18 protein-coding genes are annotated in these 22,361 nt (G+C 60.6%); 15 read left to right on the forward strand and 3 right to left on the reverse strand.

Annotated elements, in window-relative coordinates; all coding sequences use genetic code 11:
• Positions 1 to 74 precede the first annotated feature (74 nt).
• From AC2FNL_RS08200 to AC2FNL_RS08215, 4 genes are all read left to right on the forward strand, one after another.
• Complete coding sequence (locus AC2FNL_RS08200) at positions 75 to 1,745, forward strand: ABC transporter substrate-binding protein (protein WP_222458133.1); 1,671 nt, start codon at positions 75 to 77, stop codon at positions 1,743 to 1,745.
• Between the two features lie 137 nt (positions 1,746 to 1,882).
• On the forward strand, positions 1,883 to 2,929 hold the full coding sequence (locus AC2FNL_RS08205; RefSeq protein WP_093961867.1) for an ABC transporter permease: 1,047 nt from the start codon (positions 1,883 to 1,885) through the stop codon (positions 2,927 to 2,929).
• Positions 2,930 to 2,942: 13 nt separating this feature from the next.
• Positions 2,943 to 4,406, forward strand: a complete 1,464-nt coding sequence (locus tag AC2FNL_RS08210; RefSeq protein WP_170363621.1) for an ABC transporter permease — start codon at positions 2,943 to 2,945, stop codon at positions 4,404 to 4,406.
• A gap of 94 nt (positions 4,407 to 4,500) precedes the next feature.
• Entirely contained in the window at positions 4,501 to 6,588 is a 2,088-nt protein-coding gene (locus tag AC2FNL_RS08215) for a dipeptide ABC transporter ATP-binding protein (protein ID WP_170580179.1), read from the forward strand.
• Positions 6,589 to 6,636: 48 nt separating this feature from the next.
• Here AC2FNL_RS08215 and AC2FNL_RS08220 read toward each other — a convergent pair whose 3' ends face one another.
• Positions 6,637 to 7,215, reverse strand: coding sequence for a lytic transglycosylase domain-containing protein (locus tag AC2FNL_RS08220; protein WP_093961864.1), 579 nt, complete (start codon positions 7,213 to 7,215; stop codon positions 6,637 to 6,639).
• A gap of 204 nt (positions 7,216 to 7,419) precedes the next feature.
• Here AC2FNL_RS08220 and ssb point away from each other — a divergent pair, with 204 nt between their 5' ends.
• Positions 7,420 to 7,917: a single-stranded DNA-binding protein gene (gene ssb, locus AC2FNL_RS08225; protein ID WP_170338954.1), complete on the forward strand. Its 498-nt coding sequence runs from the start codon at positions 7,420 to 7,422 to the stop codon at positions 7,915 to 7,917.
• A gap of 18 nt (positions 7,918 to 7,935) precedes the next feature.
• On the forward strand, positions 7,936 to 9,006 hold the full coding sequence (locus AC2FNL_RS08230; protein ID WP_222458135.1) for a site-2 protease family protein: 1,071 nt from the start codon (positions 7,936 to 7,938) through the stop codon (positions 9,004 to 9,006).
• 9 nt (positions 9,007 to 9,015) lie between these two features.
• On the opposite strand, the gene aroB is transcribed toward AC2FNL_RS08230, so the two are convergent.
• Positions 9,016 to 10,128 carry a 3-dehydroquinate synthase gene (gene aroB, locus AC2FNL_RS08235; RefSeq protein WP_496833084.1) on the reverse strand — a complete coding sequence of 371 codons (1,113 nt, stop codon included), beginning with the start codon at positions 10,126 to 10,128 and terminating at the stop codon, positions 9,016 to 9,018.
• The gene (locus AC2FNL_RS08240; RefSeq protein ID WP_170338960.1) at positions 10,129 to 10,716 is read right to left on the reverse strand and encodes a shikimate kinase; all 588 of its coding nucleotides are present in this window, start codon (positions 10,714 to 10,716) and stop codon (positions 10,129 to 10,131) included.
• A gap of 79 nt (positions 10,717 to 10,795) precedes the next feature.
• Between AC2FNL_RS08240 and AC2FNL_RS08245 the strand changes: the two genes are divergently transcribed.
• The 9 genes from AC2FNL_RS08245 to AC2FNL_RS08285 all read left to right on the forward strand — a co-directional run bounded on the left by AC2FNL_RS08245 (position 10,796) and on the right by AC2FNL_RS08285 (position 22,342).
• Positions 10,796 to 10,945, forward strand: a complete 150-nt coding sequence (locus tag AC2FNL_RS08245) for a hypothetical protein (RefSeq protein WP_170338962.1) — start codon at positions 10,796 to 10,798, stop codon at positions 10,943 to 10,945.
• On the forward strand, positions 10,935 to 12,461 hold the full coding sequence (locus tag AC2FNL_RS08250) for a hypothetical protein (RefSeq protein ID WP_496833085.1): 1,527 nt from the start codon (positions 10,935 to 10,937) through the stop codon (positions 12,459 to 12,461). The genes AC2FNL_RS08245 and AC2FNL_RS08250 overlap by 11 nt, the downstream gene beginning before the upstream one ends.
• Before the next feature lie 2 nt (positions 12,462 to 12,463).
• On the forward strand, positions 12,464 to 13,414 hold the full coding sequence (locus AC2FNL_RS08255) for a site-specific tyrosine recombinase XerD (protein WP_496833086.1): 951 nt from the start codon (positions 12,464 to 12,466) through the stop codon (positions 13,412 to 13,414).
• A 69-nt stretch (positions 13,415 to 13,483) separates the two neighbouring features.
• A complete protein-coding gene (locus tag AC2FNL_RS08260; RefSeq protein ID WP_496833087.1) occupies positions 13,484 to 14,791 on the forward strand; it encodes an HlyC/CorC family transporter in 1,308 nt (435 codons plus the stop codon).
• 105 nt (positions 14,792 to 14,896) lie between these two features.
• The gene (locus tag AC2FNL_RS08265) at positions 14,897 to 17,314 is read left to right on the forward strand and encodes a GcvT family protein (RefSeq protein ID WP_496833088.1); all 2,418 of its coding nucleotides are present in this window, start codon (positions 14,897 to 14,899) and stop codon (positions 17,312 to 17,314) included.
• A gap of 32 nt (positions 17,315 to 17,346) precedes the next feature.
• On the forward strand, positions 17,347 to 17,952 hold the full coding sequence (locus AC2FNL_RS08270) for a nucleotidyltransferase family protein (RefSeq protein WP_496833089.1): 606 nt from the start codon (positions 17,347 to 17,349) through the stop codon (positions 17,950 to 17,952).
• A gap of 744 nt (positions 17,953 to 18,696) precedes the next feature.
• Positions 18,697 to 20,133, forward strand: coding sequence for a DegQ family serine endoprotease (locus tag AC2FNL_RS08275; RefSeq protein WP_496833090.1), 1,437 nt, complete (start codon positions 18,697 to 18,699; stop codon positions 20,131 to 20,133).
• A 165-nt stretch (positions 20,134 to 20,298) separates the two neighbouring features.
• Positions 20,299 to 20,979: a response regulator transcription factor gene (locus AC2FNL_RS08280; RefSeq protein WP_093961855.1), complete on the forward strand. Its 681-nt coding sequence runs from the start codon at positions 20,299 to 20,301 to the stop codon at positions 20,977 to 20,979.
• Entirely contained in the window at positions 20,972 to 22,342 is a 1,371-nt protein-coding gene (locus AC2FNL_RS08285) for a sensor histidine kinase (protein WP_093961854.1), read from the forward strand. The genes AC2FNL_RS08280 and AC2FNL_RS08285 overlap by 8 nt, the downstream gene beginning before the upstream one ends.
• Positions 22,343 to 22,361 lie beyond the last annotated feature (19 nt).

Consider the following 22,361-nt stretch of genomic DNA (forward strand, 5'->3'; position numbering starts at 1 on the left):
ATGACCTTGCTCGGCGCTGTCTGGCTTCGACGGGGACCAACAAACACCCATAATAATCTCACAGGGAGACATCCATGAAAACCAAGACATTGACCGGAGCACCGATGCACTGGGCTGCCGAAATGCACGCCCAGGAATATCGGGACGGCAAGCTGAGCCGCCGCGAGTTTCTGACGCGCACGACCAGCCTTGGTGTCACTGCCGCGGCCGCCTACGGCATGGTCGGCCTGACCGCGCCCGCCAAGGCGGCGGGTGAAGACGCCAAGAAAGAAGGTGGCACCCTGCGCGTTCAGCAGGAAGTTCGCGCGCTGAAGGATCCGCGCACCTATGACTGGTCGCAGATAGCCAATGTCACCCGTGGCACGCTGGAATACCTGGTCGAGTACAACTCGGACGGCACATTCCGCGGCATGCTGCTGGAGGGCTGGGAAGTCAACGACGATGCGACCGTCTACACGCTGAAGGTCCGTCAGGGCGTCAAGTGGAACAACGGTGACGATTTCACCGCCGAAGACGTGGCACGCAACATCGCGCGCTGGTGCGACAAGAGCTCAGAAACGAACTCGATGGCAGGCCGTTTTGCCACGCTGGTCGACGCAGATACCGGCCAGGCAATCGAAGGCGCGATCGAGGTTGTGGACTCGCACACCGTCAAGCTGAACCTGCCGAACTCGGACATCTCGTTGATCCCGGGCATGGCAGACTATCCGGCCGCGATCATCCACAGCTCGTTCAGCGAAACGGACCTGACAAACAATGTCGGCACGGGCCCCTACCTGATCGAAGAGCTGGAAGTGGGCGTGAAGGCCGTGCTGGTGCGGAACGAGAACCACAAGTGGTGGGGCGAAGACGTCTTCGGTCGTCCGGCCCTGGATCGCATTGAGTACATCGACTACGGCACCGATCCGTCGGCATGGCTGGCGGCTCTGGAATCGGACGAAGTCGACATGCTGTATGAATCGGTTGGTGAATTCATCGACGTGATGGACAGCCTTGGCTACGTGAAGTCCGAGGTTGTCACGATGAACACCATCGTGATCCGCCCGAACCAGCTTGCGGAAGTGGACGGTAAGAAGGTCTATGCCGACAAACGTGTGCGTCAGGCGCTGCAGATGGCCGTGGACAACTCGGTCTGCCTCGAGCTTGGCTACGGTGGTCGCGGCTCGCCTGCAGAAAACCACCACGTTGGTCCGATCCACCCGGATTACTACGAACTGCCGCCGCAGAAAGTTGACCCGGAAGGCGCGCGCAAACTGATGGAAGAGGCCGGTATGGCCGATTTCGAGCACGAGCTGATCTCGATCGACGATGACTGGCGCCGCAACACCACCGATGCCGTGGCAGCCCAGCTGCGCGACGCGGGCATCAAGGTCAAACGGACGGTTCTGCCGGGCAACACGTTCTGGAACGACTGGGCGAAATACCCCTACAGCTCGACCAACTGGAACCACCGTCCGCTGGGCGTTCAGATCTGGGCACTGGCCTACCGCACCGGCGAGGCCTGGAACGAATTCGGCTGGTCCAATGCCGAGTTTGACGCCCTTCTGACCGAAGCTCTGGCCATTGCCGATGCCGACAAGCGCCGCGAAATCGTGGCCAAGGGCGAAGCCATGATCCAGGAAGAAGGCGTCACCATCCAGCCCTATTGGCGGTCGCTGTACCGTCACATGAAGGACGGTCTGGTCGGAACCGACATGCATGTGTCGTTCGAACACCATCACTACAAATGGGGTTGGGCGGCCTGATCCCGACCTGAACCTTTCAAGGGGCGCCCGAATGCGGGCGCCCCTTTCCAGCCGCAGACACACCGACGCGGGGTCGGACGTCCGAGGCCAGAAAATGGTCCACTGATCTGCGGAGAACCCGAACAACAGGGGCCAACATGGGACTCTTCATCCTTCGACGATTGGGCGTGATGCTGTTGACGGCACTCTGCTTGACCTTCGTTGTCTTCTTCCTGACCAACCTCTATCCAAACCTGGAAAAACTAGCCAAGACGCAGGGCAACCAGCGTATGTCCGATGAACAGGTCGTCACCTGGCTTGAGAACCGCGGATACATGCAGCCCACGCTGGTCAAGTACGGCCAATGGCTTGGGGTGGTGCCCGGTTTCACCAACACGCTACCGGATGGTCAGTTCGTAGGAAGTTGCACCCGTCCCGGCTCTACTCCGGAAACGACACCGCGCTACTGCGGCGTTCTTCAGGGCGACTGGGGCTATTCAACCGTCTTCAAGGACGAAGTCGGAACGATCGTCAGCAAGCGTCTGGGCAACACCGGCTACCTGATGTTCTGGGTGCTGGTGCTAATGATCCCGACCGCCCTATTGGTTGGTGTGCTAGCCGGCATGCGCGAGGGGTCTGCCCTGGACCGGTCCCTGTCCACGTTTTCGATCATCACGACAGCCACGCCGGAATACGTGTCGGGCGTGATCTTCATCGCCATCTTCACCTCGTCAACCGTGGGTCTGAAATGGTTCAAGGGCACCGCCACACAGGCCATGGAGAACCCGACCTTCGAGAATTTCTTCCTGCCGGTCCTGACCATTGCCCTTTACGGCATGGGCTACATTGCACGGATGACCCGAGCCTCGATGACCGAAGTGATGACCGCGCAATACATCCGGACTGCGCGCCTGAAGGGTGTGTCCTTCGGGAATATCGTTCTGAAGCACGCCCTGCGCAACGCGCTGATCGCGCCCTTCACCGTTATCATGCTGCAGTTTCCCTGGTTGCTGAACGGCGTCGTGATCGTCGAGACCCTGTTCAACTACAAGGGTTTCGGTTGGGCACTGGTGCAGGCCGCGGGGAACAACGACATCCAGCTTCTGCTGGCGATCTCGGTCGTGTCGGTCTTTGTGGTGCTCGTGACGCAGCTGATCTCGGATATCGGCTATGTCTACCTCAACCCGCGCATCCGCATTTCATAAGGGAGGATAGACCATGGAACCTCTGAGCTGGACTGGCTCTATCGCCTTTCTGAACCCGATCATGATGATCGCCCTGGCTGCGCTGGTCGTATCCGTCGTTGCCTGGATCCTGGCAAGCATTCTGCTGCCCGAGACGCAGGTCAGCGTGAATGCGGATGGCACCGTCAGTTCGGGCGGCGGCCTCAGAAACCTGACGCAATCCGCGCTGTGGTATTCTTTCCTGGCCAGCATCGCGACGGTGGTCGCCTACCTGCTGCTGGGAATATTCCTGGGCACAGGGGCCGGGATTATCGGCGCGATCTCGCAGCAATTTCTGCCGGTCTGGCTGTCGCTGATCATTCTGTTCGCGATGTCGGTTGCCTTCAAACGGCGCCTTGGCCTGTACGGCAAGCTGTTCGACAGCCCGATCGGCATGATCGGTTTTGGACTGGTCATGTTCTGGGTTTTCACCGGCATCTTCGGGGCTTTGGACCTGATCGTGACACACGATCCATTGGTCCAGGTTTCCGGCATGAAGAACAAGGTGCCCGGCACCCCCCTGCCCAATGCCGAGGACGGTGAGTTCGCCTGGTATCTGCTGGGCGGCGACAACCTTGCCCGCGACGTATTCAGTCGCATGGTCAAGGGTGCGTGGATCGTCGTGCAGATTGCTCCGCTGGCCACAATGTTTGCCTTCATGGTCGGGATCACGCTGGGCTTGCCCGCCGGATACTATGGCGGACGGCTGGACACGTTTCTGTCGTTCCTCGCCAATCTGATCCTGGCGTTCCCGGTCATCCTGCTGTTCTACCTGCTGGTCACACCGGAAATCGTCGCGACCGGCGTGCCGAACTATATGGCCGCAGTCCTGTTCGTGTTCCCGATCCTTTTCATCGGCGTCCTTTTGAATTCGCGCTACTACACCCGGCCGAAATTTCGCACGCCGCTGCTGACCGGCGTCTTGGGTATCGCGATCTGGCTGTACCTGTCGCTGATCTCGACCGGGGGATACGTCATCCGCACGGACGATTACAGCATCTGGGGTCTCCCGACCTATCTGGATCTGTTCGACATTCCGGGCGGGATCCTGGTCGTGTTCGTATCGGTTGTGTTCGTCAACTCGCCCACGGTGTTCCGCATCGTGCGCGGCCTGGCCATGGACATCAAGACACGCGACTACGTAGCCGCGGCGCAGACGCGCGGCGAAGGCCCGTGGTACATCATGCTTTGGGAAATCCTGCCTAATGCGCGCGGGCCGCTGATCGTCGATTTCTGCCTGCGCATCGGCTACACGACCATCCTCTTGGGGACCTTGGGGTTTTTTGGGTTGGGCCTGCCGCCGGAAAGCCCGGATTGGGGATCCACGATCAACGAAGGGCGCAAACTGCTGTCGATCTACCTGCACCCTGCACTGCCGCCGGCACTGGCGCTGTTGTCACTGGTTCTGGGATTGAACCTGCTGGCGGATGGCCTGCGAGAAGAAAGCCTGAAGGACTGATGTGAAAGCGGCCGGGGGACAGCCCCCGGCCCCCACCAGGATATTTTTAGCCAGATGAAGGGGATCCCCTGAATGCTGGCGAGGAGCAAGCAAGATGAACAAACTGGCGGATTATGACGGGCCGATCCTCGAAATCGACAAGCTCTCGATTTCGTTCTTTACCCGCTTGCGGGAAATACCGGCCGTGATGGATTTTTCGGTCAGTGTGCAGCCCGGCGAGGCTGTCGGGCTGGTCGGTGAATCCGGCTGCGGCAAGTCGACGGTCGCCCTGGGTGTCATGCAGGACCTTGGCAAGAATGGTCGGATCGTCGGCGGTTCGATCAAATTCAAGGGCCGCGACCTTAGCGAGATGAGCAAGGAAGAACTTCGGGACATTCGCGGCAATGAGATCGCGATGATCTATCAAGAGCCGATGGCTTCGTTGAACCCGGCGATGAAGATCGGCAAACAGCTGATGGAAGTGCCGATGATCCACGAAGGGGTCGGCAAAGAAGAGGCCTATGCCCGCGCCCTGGAAGTGGTGACCGATGTGCGCCTGCCGGACCCCGAACGGATGCTGAACAGTTTCCCGCATCAGCTGTCCGGTGGCCAGCAGCAGCGCATCGTGATCGCGATGGCGCTGATGTCCAAGCCGTCGCTTCTGATCCTGGACGAACCGACAACCGCGCTGGACGTGACCGTCGAGGCCGCCGTGGTGGAACTGGTCAAGGATCTGGGCAAGAAATACGGCACATCGATGCTGTTCATTTCGCACAACCTCGGCCTGGTTCTAGAGACATGTGACCGTTTGTGCGTGATGTATTCCGGCGAGGCGGTCGAACGCGGCTCGATCCACGATGTCTTTGACGAGATGCAGCACCCCTACACTCAGGCGCTGTTCCGCTCGATCCCCCTGCCCGGCGCGGACAAGAATTCGCGCCCGCTGGTTGCTATCCCCGGCAACTTCCCGTTGCCGCACGAACGCCCACCGGGCTGCAATTTCGGCCCGCGATGCGACTATTTCGAGGAAGGGCGCTGTGATGCGCAGGACATTCAGATGTTCCCGGTCCCCGGTAATGACCGCCACCATACGCGTTGCTTGAAGTTCCAGGAAATCGACTGGAACGCGCCCATCACGGTTGCAGAGCAAAAAGAAAAAGCGCCGATCGGCAAGATCGTTCTGAAGATGGACAACCTCAAGAAATATTACGAGGTGGCCGCAAACGCCCTGTTCGGTGGGGGCGAGAAGAAAGTGGTCAAGGCCAACGAAACCCTCAGCTTCGACGCACACGAATCGGAAACGCTGGCGATCGTTGGCGAGTCCGGCTGCGGCAAATCCACGTTTGCCAAGGTCCTCATGGGATTGGAGACGGCGACCGACGGGCAGATCCTGCTGGACAACCGCAATATCGAGCATTTGCCGATCGAAGAACGGGATGCCAAGACCGTCGGCGAAGTCCAGATGGTGTTCCAGAACCCGTTCGATACGCTGAACCCGTCGATGACGGTCGGACGTCAGATCATCCGCGCGCTGGAGATCTTCGGCGTCGGAAACTCGGAGGCCGAACGCAAGCAACGGATGCTCGAGTTGCTGGACCTGGTGAAGCTGCCGCGCGCGTTTGCCGACCGTATGCCGCGCCAACTTTCAGGCGGCCAGAAACAGCGCGTCGGGATAGCCCGTGCCTTTGCCGGGGACGCCCGGATCGTCGTCGCGGACGAGCCGGTCTCGGCATTGGATGTGTCGGTTCAGGCAGCCGTGACCGATCTGTTGATGGAGATCCAGCGCGAACACAAGACGACACTGCTGTTCATCAGCCACGACCTGTCGATCGTACGCTACCTCAGCGACCGCGTCATGGTGATGTATCTGGGCCACGTGGTCGAACTGGGCACGACCGATCAAGTCTTCTCGCCGCCCTATCACCCCTATACCGAGGCACTGCTGAGCGCGGTTCCAATCGCCGATACCTCGGTCGAAAAGAAACACATTGTCCTTGAAGGCGACATTCCTTCCGCGATGAACCCGCCGCCCGGATGTCCGTTCCAAACCCGGTGCCGGTGGAAGTCCGAGGTTGCGGGCGGATTGTGCGAAAAAGAAGTTCCGCCGGTCCAGACGCTGGCTGACGGACACCAGGTCAAGTGTCATCTGTCCACCGAAACACTGGCCAAGATGGAGCCGGTTATCAAAATAGCGGCTGAGTGATCGCCAAAAAAAACCGGCCTTGGGCCGGTTTTTTGGGCGACTTGAGTATCAGCCGCCCCAGATGACTTTGACGTAATTCTGTGTCTCGGCATAGGGCGGCACGCCGCCATGTTTTTCCACCGCTTGCGGACCCGCGTTGTAGGCTGCCAGCGCCAGGCGCCAGGACTTGAATTTACGGTATTGCCACGAAAGATACCGCGCACCGCCTTCAAGGTTTTGCTTCGGGTCATGCGGGTTCACGTTCAGCAGTCTGGCGGTTTGCGGCATCAGCTGCGCGAGGCCCAAAGCGCCCTTATGCGACTTGGCGTGCGGGTTCCAACCGCTTTCCTGTTGCACCAGACGCAGGAACAGTTCTTCCGGGACATTGTGCTTGCGCGCTGCTTGGCGCGCCATGGCAAGGTACTCACCACGGTACTTGCCGGAATAGCGCTTTTTGAAACTGCCGTCCGGCGTCTTCGGTTTCAGCCGTTCAGAGTCGCGATACTGGCTGGCGGCCCGCGTGTCCAGAATCTTGGCCTGCTTCAAAAAGATATCTTTGCGATTCTTGGTCGACAGGACATCCGCGCTCAGCGGCGTCGACGCCAGCACGAGGCATGCAATTGAAAAACCACTTAACAGACAACGCATTCAAGCAATCCCGCTCGTTCAGCAATCAATCGGATTATAGGTATTTCAGGCAGAAATGAAAGCTTGGTTAAGGAAACACTGATTTTCCGGGTGGCTTTCCGGGCATCAACCATGTTCCAACCCGGGCGCAGGACGTATAGGGTTTCAGGTGAACTCAGCGTCAGATTCGGGCGCCATCAAGCTAGTCAAAAAACGGGGAAATCCATGGCAGGTTCAGTCAACAAAGTCATTCTGGTCGGCAATCTCGGGCGCGACCCCGAAGTACGGTCGTTTCAGAACGGTGGCAAAGTCTGCAACCTACGGATCGCGACCTCGGAGAACTGGAAAGACCGCAATACCGGTGAACGCCGCGAACGGACCGAGTGGCACACAGTCGCTATTTTTTCCGAACCGCTCGTCCGCATCGCCGAGCAGTATTTGCGCAAAGGGTCAAAGGTCTACATCGAAGGCCAACTGGAAACGCGCAAGTGGCAGGATCAGTCCGGTCAGGATCGCTATTCCACTGAAGTCGTTCTGCGCCCTTACCGCGGTGAACTGACCCTATTGGACAGTCGCAATGAGGGCGGCGGATACGGTGGCGGCCAAAGCAGCGGTTACGGAGGCGGCCAGGACAGCGGCGGATACTCCGAGCCCTACGCCGCACAATCCAGCGCGCCGGCACCGGCATCTGGCGGCATCGACGACGACGAAATCCCGTTCTAAGCTTTAGCGAGGCACGTCATGACATGGTCCTTCGCCGTCGGCCGGTTGCTCGGATCGGAACTGAGGGTCCATGTCACCTTCTTCCTGCTGCTGGCTTGGGTCGGCTTTGCCGCCTACTCTGACGGAGGGTGGCCGGCAGCCATCGACAACATCATTTTTGTTCTGGCGTTGTTTGCCTGCGTTGTTGCCCATGAATTCGGTCATGCGCTGATGGCCCGCAGGTATGGCATTCGCACTCCGGACATCACTCTGCTGCCCATCGGCGGCTTGGCCCGCTTGGAGAGGATGCCGGAAAAGCCGATGCAAGAAGTTGCCGTTGCATTGGCTGGTCCAGCGGTCAACGTCGTCATTTGGGGCATCCTTGTGCTTCTGGGCGCGGGAATGCAGGTAGAAACGCTGGCGCAAATCGACTCGACCCGCATCGACCTGCTGAGCCGGCTGGCCTACGTCAATCTGTTCCTCGCGGTGTTCAACCTGATCCCAGCGTTTCCGATGGACGGCGGCCGCGTGTTCCGCGCCCTGCTCTGCCTGAAGATGGACAGGGTCAAGGCCACACGGGCCGCAGCCTTTGCGGGCCAGGCCGTGGCCGTCGGTTTCGGTTTTCTGGGGCTCAGCACCGGTAACCCGATCCTGGTTCTGATCGCAGTTTTCGTCTTCATCGCGGCCAATGCAGAAAGCCAGGATGTGGCAATGCGCTCGGTGGCGCGCCGCGTGCTGGCCCGGGACGCGATGATCACCGAATTCCACGCACTGACCCCCCAAGACACGTTGGCAACGGCGGCTCAGGCCGTGATCCAGACAACGCAGCACGAGTTCCCGGTTTTGGGCGAAGACGGGCAGCTGTTGGGCTTCGTGACTCGCAATCGGCTGTTTGCCGCGCTAGCTGGCGATCACCCCCGGTCGGAACCCGCGACCTCGGTCATGGAAGAGCAAATCCCCCGGGTGGCCTTGACCAGTGGGCTCGAGGCCGTTCTGGATGGTCTTCATGGTGGCGCACCGGCCGTGGCGGTCTGCACCAAGACCGGTCAGATGGTCGGATACATCACCCGCGAAAACATTGGCGAATTGATGGTGATACGGGGCCGCTGACTCCGCGTATCAGCACGTTGCCAATGCATCCTGCAGCACGGACAGAACGGCATCGCGTGGCACGTCCGACGTGACGAAGGCCTGCCCGATCCCACGCGCCAGGATAAAGCGCAGTTGGCCGTCAACGACCTTCTTGTCCTGAGCCATAAGCTCGACCAGATCTTCGGCGCCCGGCAGATCACCCGGAATATCAGACAGATCGGTCTTCATGCCCATCGCCTTCAGGTGCGCGCGGACGCGGCTCGGGTCTTCCTGAGAACACAAGCCCAAGCGAGCCGACAGCTCGAACGCCAGGGCACAGCCAATGGCAACACCCTCGCCATGCAGCAGCCGGTCGGAATAGCCCGTCGCCGCCTCAAGCGCGTGGCAGAACGTATGCCCGAGGTTCAACAGCGCCCGGTCGCCTTGTTCGGTCTCATCACGGGCCACGATATCGGCCTTCATCTGAACCGAACGGGTGACTGCCTGAACCCGGGTCGCCATGTCCCCGGCCGACAGCGCGGGGCCGTTGCGCTCCAACCATTCGAAGAAATCGGCATCCCCCAGAAGGCCATATTTTACGACTTCACCATATCCCGCCAGAAAATCACGCGTCGTCAGCGTGCCGAGCACTGAGGTATCAGCCAGAACCAACGAAGGTTGATGAAACGCTCCGATCAGGTTTTTGCCTTGCGGAGCATTGATACCGGTTTTGCCCCCCACGGAACTGTCGACCTGCGCCAAAAGCGAGGTTGGGATCTGCACAAAGCGCACACCGCGACGCAGCACCGCGGCGGCAAAGCCCCCCAGATCTCCGATCACTCCACCGCCGAAGGCTACGACGATATCGCGCCGTTCGATCTTTTCGGCCAACAGCCATTCGACGGCGCGCTCGAAATGCGGCCAGCTTTTGGTCGCCTCACCTGCGGGCAGAGCCAATGCGGTCATTTCCACCCCGGCCGATGCCAGGCCGCTGCGCAAAGCATCCAGATGCAAACCGGCCACGGTTTCATCGGTCAGAACCGCGACGCGCGGACGGTGCAGCATGGGTTTGATCCGCGCACCGGCCTGAGCCAACAGGTCCGGCCCGATCTCCACGTCATAGGACCGCTCGGCCAGATTAACGTTAACTGTCTGATGCATCTATTTGACTTCCAATACATCCGGGCGCGTCATCAGCTTTTCCAGAACCCGGTCAACCATATCCTCGATGGCGGTGTCGCCGTCCGAATTCACCACCAGATCAGCCTGTGCGTACAACGGCACGCGGGCCTCGTACAGGTCACGCAGCGTTGCATACGGATCAGGCGTGCGCAGCAAGGGTCGCGTGTCTTTGTGGCGCACCCGGTTCCACAACACTTCCAGATCGGCGCACAGCCATACGGAAACCCCACGGTCCGAAATCATCGTCCGGTTTTCTTCGCTCAGAAAAGCGCCACCGCCGGTCGACAGGATACCCTTTTTCTCGTCCAGGAGACGGCCGATGACCTGGCTTTCCTTGGCACGAAAGAACGGCTCGCCGTCCCGTTCAAATATCTCGGGGATGGTCATGTTGGCAGCCGATTCGATCTCGCTGTCACTGTCGAGGAAAGGAACACCGAGACGCGCGGCCAGAGCGCGCCCCACGGCCGTCTTGCCAGCGCCCATCATGCCGACCAAAACCACCGTTTTGTGCAGGTCATAGACCTGCCGTTGTCCGGTCGGCGCCACGTTATGCTTAATTTCGCTCATTTCCCTGTGAATGACGTGATCTTGGGAAAAATGCCAGTTATAACTTGGCCAAAATCGAAAATTGAGGCAGCGTTGAGCCATGGGCCGTCTGATCAAATTCCTGTTGTACCTAATTTGCCTGCTTTTTATCGGCTTGGTGGCCTATGCGTATCTTGGCCCGTTCTTCGGCGCCGACTTCTCGGCCCCGCAAAGCGAAATCAGCGAACCGGTAATTCTGGATGTCAACTAGGGCCGTCGTGCTGGCGCTTGCACTGACCGGCCAAGCCGCCGCGCAAACCGAACAACCGCTTTCCGCGATCGATTGGCTGGAGACGGCCCCTGACCTGTTGCCTGGGACCGTATTGCTCGAGCCGCCGGTTACCGATACCGGCCTGCAGCCCGACATCCAGGTGTCTCCGCTCGAGGCGCTGTCGCCACCGTTGGGATTGGTGGATGGGTCGGCGACGGGGCTGCCGGTTGATCTGTGGCTGCCCAGCGATCCGGCCCGGCTGGCCGAACTTATCGCGCGCGTGCCGGTCAAATCGAACCCAGCCATGCAGCGGCTGTTGTTCACACTTTTACTGACCGAGGCCCGCGCGCCGGCGAATTCCAATGAGCCAGACGAGCTCCTTCTGGCGCGGCTGGATCGCCTGATGCAGCTGGGTGCCGCCGATCCGACGCAATCCTTGGTGCAGCTTGCCGGCCCCACCGATACGCCTGAGCGGTTCAAACGATGGTTTGACGCAACTCTGCTGACCGGCGACGAAGACCGCAGCTGCACTGCGCTGATCGCGCAACCGCATTTGTCGAGGGATTATTCCGCGCAGGTCTTCTGCAAGGCCCGCAGAGGTGACTGGGCTTCGGCCGCACTGACGCTCGAAGCGGCGCACGCGCTCGAATTACTGCCGCCCGAGCAACTCGATCTGCTGGATCGCTTCCTAAGCCCAGAAATGTTCGAAGGCGCCGCATATCTGCCGCAGCCCGAAGACCCTGACCCGCTGACGTTTCGCCTGTTCGAAGCGATCGGCGAGCGACTTCCGACCGCCTCGTTGCCGCGGGCCTTTGCCAATGCCGACCTGCGCGATGTTGCCGGCTGGAAAGCCCAGATCGAAGCGGCCGAGCGCCTGACCCGCATCGGCGCGCTTACGCCGAACCATCTGCTGGGCCTTTATACCGAGCGCGCGCCTGCGGCTTCGGGCGCGGTCTGGGATCGCGTCTCGGCGGTTCAGCGTTTCGAAACGGCGCTGGAGACCGGAAGCCCCGAAGCGATTTCCAAGACCCTGCCGAAAGTCTGGGCAGAAATGGGTTCGGTCGGGCTCGAAGTGCCCTTTGCCGAACTGTTCGCCGAGCGCCTGATGTCGATCAAGCTGTCCGACCCGACCACCGAGAACCTGCGCTGGCGCATCCTGCTGTTGTCCGAGCTGTACGAGGATGCCGCACGATATGTCCCCGACGGACCCGAGGCCAATGCCTTTCTGGCTGCTTTGGCATCGGGCCAACCCGAGCGTCCGAACTCGCTCTCACCGATGGCTGACGCCATCGCCGAAGGGTTTGCATGGTCGGCACCGATCCCGTCCGATATCCGCGCGATGTTGGAGGCAAACCGTCTGGGCGAGGCAATTCTTGAGGCCATGCAGATGTTCGCGCATGGCGCGCGCGGCAATCTGGTTGACTTGACTGCGGCCATCGCGGTGTTCCGACACGTCGGCCTGGAAGACACGGCGCGCCGCGCCGCCTTGCAGTTGCTTGTTTTGAAGGGGGCCTGACAGTGTCCGCTCCGGCGACACAAGACTTGTGGATTTCCGCGTTTCTCGAGGCGCAGGCCGCAGAACTTGGGGCGGCAACCAACACTTTGCTGGCCTATGGGCGGGACTTGAAGGACTTTGCCGCGTGGCTCGATCGGCGAAATGCCGGGTTCGAGGCGGCCGACCAGGATATGATCGAGGCCTACCTGATTGACTGTGACGCACAAGGCCTTTCGCGCGCGACCCGCGCTCGCCGCCTCTCTGCCATCAAGCAATTGTATCGTTTCGCGTTTGAAGAAGGCTGGCGCTCGACCAATCCGGCCATCCAGATCAAAGGCCCGGGACGCCAGAAAAGGCTGCCCAAGACGCTGGACGTGGCCGAAGTCGATCGCCTGCTGGAGGCTGCCAGGAAAACAGGGCGCAGTACGGCAGACAAGGTGCGCAACACTTGCCTGATGGAAATTTTGTATGCGACCGGGATGCGTGTGACCGAGCTTGTTTCCCTGCCGGTATCATCCGCCCGGGGCGACCCACGTATGCTGCTGGTTCTTGGCAAAGGTGGAAAGGAGCGCATGGTGCCCCTGTCACCGCCTGCGCGCGATGCTTTGGCGGCATGGCTGGCCATCCGGGACGAAGCCGAAGATGCAGCCGCCGCCAACGGAGGCCAGCGGTCCCGGTTCCTGTTTCCTTCGCGTGGAAAATCAGGGCACCTGACCCGTCACCGGTTCTTTGCTCTGATTAAGGAACTGGCCGTGCAAGGTGGTGTTTCTCCCGACAAAGTCACGCCACACACGCTGCGCCATGCCTTCGCGACTCATCTTTTGGCCAATGGGGCCGATTTGCGTTCGATCCAGACCCTGCTTGGTCACGCCGACGTCGCGACGACCGAAATCTATACGCATGTCTTGGACGAGCGCCTGTCGGAGCTGGTGTTGCAGCATCACCCGCTTGCCAAGGATGACGGTCGAGACTAGGGCCAAACCCTTGATCGCGCGCATCTGCGCCCCCATAACCATTGCATCAACAGTACCTGAAACGGACCGATGGACTCTGACCCTTCTCTTCTCGATGGCGCCTTCTGGCTGACTACGGCCTCAATTCTGCTTCTGCTGGTTCTCTCCGGCTTCTTCTCGGGGTCTGAAACAGCGCTGACGGCGTCTTCGCGGGGTAAACTGCGGGCGCAAGCCGACAAAGGATCGCGCGGCGCGCAAAAGGCGCTGGAGATCACTGATGACAACGAACGTCTGATCGGCTCGGTTCTGCTGGGCAACAACCTCGTCAACATCCTTGCAGCCTCGCTGGCCACGGCGTTGTTCACCCGACTTTTCGGAGAAAGCGGCGTGGCACTGGCCACCTTGGTCATGACCCTGCTTGTTCTGGTCTTTGCTGAGGTACTGCCCAAGACCTACGCGATTACCAATGCCGAAAAGGCCGCCGCGGCCGTCGCCCCGGTGATCGGTGTTGTCGTTACGGTGTTTTCGCCGGTGGTGGCCGCCGTGCGCCTGCTGGTGCGCGGGGTCCTGCGACTGTTCGGGGTTCAGATCGATCCCGACAGCAACATCCTTGCCGTGCGTGAAGAGATCGCCGGCGCCCTGCAACTGGGCCATTCCGAAGGCGTCGTGGAAAAAGAGGACCGCGACCGCATCCTGGGTGCGCTTGATCTCGGCGACCGTACGGTCGAGGAAATCATGCTGCATCGCTCGAATATCGAGATGATCGACGCGGACGCAGACCCTGAATCGATCCTGAAACAATGCCTCGAAAGCCGTCACACGCGCCTGCCGGTGTTCCGTGGCCAGCCCGAGAACATCGTGGGCGTCGTGCACGCCAAGGATCTGTTCCGCGCCATGTACGCGCAGGCCGGCGGCGGCGAGGGCAGTGCCGACCGGCTGAAGTCGTTCGACATCCTCAAAGTGGCCAACGCCCCCTATTTCGTACCGGAGACCACCACGCTGGACGACCAAATGCGGGAATTCCTGCGCATGCACAGCCATTTTGCGCTGGTAGTTGATGAATACGGCTCTCTGCGCGGATTAATCACGCTCGAGGACATCCTCGAAGAAATCGTAGGCGAGATTGCCGACGAATTCGACGCGGACGAAGATGTGACGGTTACGCGAACCGAAGACGGTCAGTATCTGGTCGAAGGCTCGATGACGATCCGCGACCTGAACCGCGCGATGGACTGGTCCCTGCCCGATGACGAGGCCAACACCATTGCCGGGCTGGTCATCCACGAAGCGCAGATGATCCCGACCGTTGGTCAGGTATTCTCGTTCCACGGCTTCCGGTTCGAGGTCGTCGAGCGAGAGGGCAACCGGATTACCTGGTTGAAGGTGCGGCCGCTCTGACAAACGTCTGGCGAACGGCCGGCGGAAACGACAAACTCGGTCGTTTTCGTGACAGATACCGGCGCGGCACCCCTGCACCTTCGGGCCAAACGCAAGGAGGTGCGGATGAAAACGACGTGTCAGGTTGCCGTGATCGGCGGTGGAGTTGTCGGGTGTTCGGTGCTGTACCACCTGACCAAGCTGGGCTGGTCGGATGTGATGCTGCTGGAACGGTCGGAACTGACCAGCGGATCGACCTGGCACGCGGCGGGCGGGTTCCACACGCTGAACGGCGACACCAACATGGCCGCGCTGCAGGGCTATACCATCCGGCTGTACAAAGAGCTGGAAGAGATCACCGGCATGTCCTGCGGGCTGCACCATGTGGGCGGCATCACCCTGGCCGACAATCAGGACCGGTTCGACATGCTGCTGGCCGAACGCGCCAAGCACCGCTTCATGGGACTGGAAACCGAAATCGTCGGCCCCGACGAGATCAAGAAGATTGCCCCGATCACCAACACCGACGGCATCATCGGCGCGCTGTATGATCCGCTGGACGGGCACCTTGACCCCTCGGGCACGACCCATGCCTATGCCAAGGCCGCACGGATGGGCGGGGCCACGATCGAAACCCACTGCATGGTGCGCGAAACCAACCAGCGCCCCGACGGCACATGGGACGTGGTCACCGACAAGGGCACCATCCACGCCGAACATATCGTCAACGCCGGCGGCCTCTGGGCGCGCGAGGTGGGCGCGATGGCGAGCATCTACTTCCCCCTGCATCCGATGGAGCATCAATACCTCGTCACCGATACCATCCCCGAAATCGAGGCGATCATCGACGCGGGCGGCGAGCATCCGCATGTCATGGACCCGGCGGGCGAAAGTTATCTGAGGCAGGAGGGACGCGGCCTGTGTATCGGTTTCTATGAACAGCCCTGCAAGCCCTGGGCCGTGGATGGAACGCCCTGGGAGTTCGGGCATGAGCTGCTGCCCGATGATTTCGACAAGATTACCGACTCGATCGAGTTCGCCTATCGCCGTTTCCCGGTTCTGGCCGACGCCGGGGTGAAATCGGTGATCCACGGCCCGTTCACCTTTGCCCCCGACGGCAACCCGCTGGTTGGGCCGGTGCCGGGCGTGCGCAACTACTGGTCGGCCTGCGGCGTGATGGCCGGGTTCAGCCAGGGCGGCGGCGTCGGCCTGACGCTGGCGCAATGGATGATCGAGGGCGAGCCCGAACGCGACGTCTTTGCCATGGACGTGGCCCGGTTCGGCGACTGGATCACCCCCGGCTATACCCGCCCCAAGGTGATCGAGAACTATCAGAAGCGTTTCTCGGTCTCCTACCCGAACGAGGAACTACCCGCTGCCCGCCCCAACCGCACCACGCCGATGTATGACATCTTCAGCGATCTGGGCGCGGTTTGGGGCCAGCAATACGGGCTCGAGGTCGCCAATTACTTCGCGCAGGATGGCGAGCCCGGCTATGAAACCCCCTCCTTCCGCCGCTCGGACGCCTTCGGCGCAACGGGCCGCGAGGTGCGGGCCGTGCGTGAGGGCGTCGGCATCAACGAGGTGCACAATTTCGGCAAATACCTGGTCACCGGTCCCCGCGCCCGCGACTGGCTGGATCGGATCATGGCCGGGCGCATCCCCGCTCCGGGCCGCCTGTCGCTGACGCCCATGCTGTCACCCAAGGGCAAGCTGATCGGTGATTTCACCGTGTCGTGCCTGGGTGAGGAAGAGTTCCAACTCACCGCCTCCTACGGCGCACAAAGCTTCCACATACGCTGGTTCCGGCAGCATCAGGAAGACGGCGTAACCGTCGAGAATATCAGCGACAAACGCAACGGCTTCCAGATTGCAGGCCCTAAGGCCCGCGAGGTTCTGGCCGCCTGCACCCGCGCCGATATCAGCGACATGCGCTTCATGGACGTACGCCGAATGGTCGTCGGCATGACCGACTGCGTCGTGCAGCGGGTCAGCTATACCGGCGATCTGGGGTTCGAGATCTACTGCGATCCGATGGCACAACGCCAGCTCTGGTGGACCCTGTGGCAGGCCGGCCAGCCGCACGGTATCACCCCCTTCGGGATGCGCGCGATGATGAGCCTGCGGCTCGACAAGTTCTTCGGCTCGTGGATGCGCGAGTTCTCGCCCGACTACACGGCCGCTGAAACTGGGCTGGACCGCTTCATCTCGTTTGCAAAGAACGTCGATTTCATCGGGCGCGCTGTCGCCGAGGCCGAGCGGGCTGAAGGAACAGCCCGCAAACTTGTGGCCTTTGAGGTCGAGGCCGAGGACGCGGATGTGAACGCCTACGAACCCATCTGGCATGAAGGCGCCGTGGTTGGGTTTTGCACATCCGGCGGGTATTCGCATTTCGCACAGAAATCAGTCGCCATGGGCTTCCTGCCAACGGGCCTGACGGCCGACGGTTTGGCAGTTGAAATCGAAATCCTGGGCAAGATGCGCAAGGCGCGCGTGCTGACCAGTCCACTATTTGACCCCGACGGTGCGCGTATGCGGGGGTGACAGCAATTCCGGTTGGCGGCAAGGTGGCCGGCATGGAGGATATCCCTGTCATCTTGCTGGCCGCCGGAAGCTCTCGCCGTATGGGCGGAGTGGACAAGTTGATGCAAATTGTCGATGGTCAACCACTGATCCGACGCTCGGCTGAAATCGCAGTAGCTGTCGGGCCGGTCATCGTCGCCCTGCCGCCGGCGCCTCACCCGCGATACACCGCGCTGAGCGGGATGGACTTGCAGGTCGTTTCTGTTCCCGATGCGGATGAAGGCATGAATGCCAGTTTGCGCAGAGCCGTCGCACAGGTGCCGGTATCAGCCCGGGCAGCGATGATCCTGCTGGCCGATCTGCCAGAGCTGACATCAGACGATCTGCGCGCGGTCCTCCGGTCGGTCACCGAACATCCTGACAAGCTGATCTGGCGCGGAGCGTCCTCCGATGGCGTTCCAGGCCATCCTGTGATCTTCGACCGAAGTCTCCTTGCTGATCTGGCGCATTTGACCGGAGATGGCGGCGCACAAGCCATCGTACGCGCGCATCTGGACCAGGTGCACCTGCAGCCTTTGCCGGGTCAGAACGCTATTCTGGATCTGGATACGCCCCAAGCGTGGGCCGAATGGCGCAAAAACCAAAAATCCCAAAAGTAACGCGGCCCGGTCGAGAACGACCGGGCCGGTTGCCCAAAACAGGACTACCACTTTCACCAATCCCGAAAACGCGGCCCGGATGTCGTCAAGACATCAGACCAATGTGCTGCCGAACCGAAACAAGACCCCCTCGTTAACATGCCGCTCAGCGCTTCCGGTGACTGAGATCTGCCTTCAAGCACCCCCTTGATGCCGTCAGGCCCCCCTTTCACTTGGGCACGCTCATCGTCACCGATAAGTTCATTGCAAACAACGTAAAATTGGTTGAATTGGTTAATTTTGCCGAATTCGTGATGGTATTTCCGCAACAACGCGTGTCGCGGAAATCTACCCAAGGTTGTTCGTGCGCTTTGCCATAGCCGACCCAGGGCATGAAATATTTAGCGCCAAACGATCAAAATGACATTTTTGCAAATACCTATTAGACAAATACCAACTTCTGAAAAGGCGGTGGCGCAACCTGTGAGTGTCCCTGAAAATTCGGTCAAAAACCGCCGCTGGACTGTTAACAAATTTGATTCAATTCAATGCTTTTGCGAATTTGACCCTCATTTCGGCAACAATCCACCGATTCGACCGGCAACTTCCACGGCCGATTCCCGGGTTTGCGAGCGCTACCAGACGCCCCTAATGTGGCAAAATTAAGATTTATTAATTGATCAGTCAGAAAACGCAAAGACTGGCGGCTCATGTTCCCTGCAAAGCGCACATCAACAAGCGCCGAACCAAGGAGACCTAGTCAACATGAGCATCCGCAAATCCCCCCTTATTCTTCCTCGCACCTCAGGGCTGTTTGGCGCCACCGCGCTGAGCGCGGCGTTGCTGGCCGCGACCGCCATTCCGTCGCAGGCCGACGAAGCCCTGGCGGATCTGGTCGAAACCGTTTCACCGTCGGTGGTAACCGTCATTGCCTCGATCGACGCGGCCCCGTCGCCGGCGAGCGGCCAGGAGTTTGATTTCGATGGCCAGCCTTTTGGTGAGTTCTTCAAACGTTTCGGGATTCCCGAAGGCTTTGACGCCCCGCGCCGTGGTCCCAGTCAGGGCCTCGGGTCCGGGTTCGTACTGGATGAAGATGGCTATATCATCACAAACCACCACGTCGTCGACAAAGCCAGCAAGATCACCGTGCGCCTGAGCGATGATCGCTCGTACGAGGCCGAAGTCGTGGGGACCGATGCCCTGACCGATATCGCGCTGCTCAAGATCGACGCGGATGAGGCGCTGCAGCCGGTCCCGCTGGGGGATAGCGACGACATCCGCGTGGGCGAAGACGTGGTCGCCATCGGCAACCCGTTCGGCCTGAGTTCGACCGTCACGACCGGCATCGTGTCCGCCAAGGGACGCAATATCTCGGAAGGCCCCTATGCTGAATTCATTCAGACCGATGCAGCCATCAACAAAGGCAACTCGGGCGGCCCCCTATTCAACATGGACGGCGAAGTCGTTGGGGTGAACTCGGCCATCTATTCGCCCAGTGGCGGTTCGGTCGGACTGGGTTTTGCCGTGACTTCGAACATCGTCGAGCACATCGCCGCGGACCTGCGTGACGATGGCCAGGTCAGCCGCGGTTGGCTGGGTGTGTCGATCCAGAACATCAGCCCCGAGCTGGCCGCAGCGATGGGTGTCGATGGCACTGTCGGCGCACTGGTATCCGAGGTTCTGCCGGACAGCCCCGCTCAAGGCGTGCTGCAACAGGGCGACGTGATCATCGCCTTTAATGGCGAACAGGTCGACTCAAGCAGTGAACTGCCGGTGCTTGTTGGCACCACGGCCGTCGGAACCGACAGCAAGGTCACCGTTCTGCGCAATGGCAAGGAAGAGACCCTGAACGTCACGATCGGGCACCATTCGGCACAGATGGCGGCAAACGCGGAACCGACCGATGACGCGTTGGCGGGCAAGACGCTGGGTGTCACCGTAGCACCGCTGTCCGAAGCGACTCGTGCGCAGATCGGAGTTCCCGAGAACGTGCACGGCGTGGTCGTCACTTCGCTCAAGCCGGACAGCCCGGCGGCTAAGGCCGGTCTGCGGCAGGGCGACGTGATCGTGAAGCTGGGCAACCAGGATGTGGAAACACCCGAGGCGCTCAAATCCGCGCTCGAAGACCAGAAGACCGATCCGGCGCTGATGCTGATCAACCGCGGCGGCAATCAGATCTTCGTCGCCGTCGAGATCGCCTGACCTGCGTCCCGCGCGCACCGCACGATGGGGATATCCGGTGCGCGCATCTCCTGACGGACACGATTTGTCCACGTGCTGTCGGGATTGCCGGGTGCGGATTTCGCACCCGGCAGTTTTTTTACCTGTCCATACGTGATTATATCCTGAGTGAAAGGAAATCCGACCATGAGCAGACGTCTGTTGATCGTTGAGGATGATGAAGACACGCGGGACTTCATCGCCAAGGGATTTGGCGAGGAAGGTTATGTTGTTGAATGCGCCGAGGACGGCCGCGAAGGTTTGTACCACGCGACCGACGGCGGATTTGACGCGGTCGTTCTGGACAGGATGCTGCCCGGGCTGGACGGCCTGGCTCTGATCAAGTCAATGCGCGCCGCCGGGGTCAAGACGCCGGTTCTGATGCTGACAGCCATGAGCGCCGTGGACGAGCGGGTGAAAGGGCTGCATGCGGGTGCCGACGACTATCTGGTCAAGCCCTTCTCATTTCAGGAACTTCATGCCCGGATCGAAGCCCTGTTGCGCCGACCTCAGGAATCCGAGGAAACCCCGACCCTCAAATGCCGCGACCTTGAAATGGATCTGCTGACCCGAAAGGTCACGCGCAACGGTCGCGAGATCACCCTGACGCCCAGAGAGTTCCAGATTCTGGAATTCTTCCTTCGCCGGAAAAACCGGGTGGTGTCGAGGACGATGCTTCTCGAAGGTGTCTGGGACTATCATTTCGACCCGAACACAAACGTCGTCGACGTTCATATCTCCAAACTGCGTCGGCAATTGGACGAAGGTGGTGAACCACCGCTGATCGAAACCGTGCGCGGGGCCGGTTACATGGTTTCTGATGGTTAAGTCGCCCTTGTCATTCAAGGACTCCAGGACGCGGCTGGTGCTGGCGAGCATGGTGCTCAGCACATTGCTGACCGCGGCCGTATTGTTGCTCGTCTATATCACCGCCAACCGCACGATCGAAGGCGAAACCCGATCTGTCGTGTCCGCCGAACTGACCGGGCTGGCGGATGAGTACGAACGCCTCGGGCTTGTCGGCCTGATGGTGGCCATCGAACGCCGGCTTCCGACCGCGTCCGAGCGTGATGCGCTTTATCTGTTGGCTGACCGCTCGGGAAAAACCTTGGCCGGCAACCTCAAGCGATGGCCCGAGGGCATCGCCGCTGGCAGTGGGTGGGTGGATCTGGAACTGCGCAGAACCGAGACGGATCAGCTGGTCCCGATCTCCGCCGCATCGATCCTGCTGCCCGGCGGCGAAAGGCTGTTGGTTGGCCGCGACGCCCTCGCCCGTCAACAGTTCGACCGGGTGCTGTTTCATTCGGTGGCGCTGGCCCTAGGCGCGGCCCTTGCGCTGAGCATTCTGACCGGTTGGCTTTTGACCCGTCTGGTGTTTTCGCGGCTGAAGGATATCGCCGACACCGCAGAAACCATCGTGTCCGGCGACCTGTCCCAACGAATGCCACAGCGTGGTACCGGCGACGAGTTCGACCAGATGGCAGGCACATTGAACAACATGCTGGACCGGATCGAAGAGTTGGTCAGCAACTTGCGCACCACGTCGAACTCGATCGCGCATGATCTGCGGTCACCTCTATCCCGGTTGAAGCAGCGGGTGGTCGCCTTGGCCGAGCCGGGCAAAAGCGACTTGGATCGTGAGGTCGACATCGCCCGGGCAACGGCCGAAATCGATCACGTGTTGCGAGTTCTCGGGCAGCTGACAGAGATCTCACGCGCCGAGGCCGGATTGGGGCGGGAGCAGTTTGAACCTGTGGACCTTGAACGCTTGGTCAACGATGCTGTGGAGTTGTACGAACCGGTCGCGGCCGACAAGGATGTGCGCCTCGAGGTCACGGGTCGGGCGGCTCCGATCATGGGGCACCGCCCTTTGCTGTCGCAGGCCCTGTCGAACCTTCTGGAAAACGCCATGCGCTATGCCCCTGAAGGAACTGCAATTTCCATCGAACTGCGCGAAGACGGCCCGTTTGCCCTGCTGAGTGTCCGCGATCGCGGCCCGGGCGTGCCGGTCGAGATGCTGTCGCAGCTTCAACTGCCCTTCGTCACGCTTGATCCCGCGCGTTCGGACCGAAACTCAGGCCTCGGACTGGCTTTGGTGGCGGCCATCACCCGCATGCATGGCGGAGGCTTCAGTGCTCAGAATGCAGATCCCGGATTGAAGGCAGTTCTGAAGCTGGCGCAAAAACCCTAGGTTAACTCCCCACCTTTTT

The organism is Ruegeria sp. CRTD044, assembly GCF_059613485.1.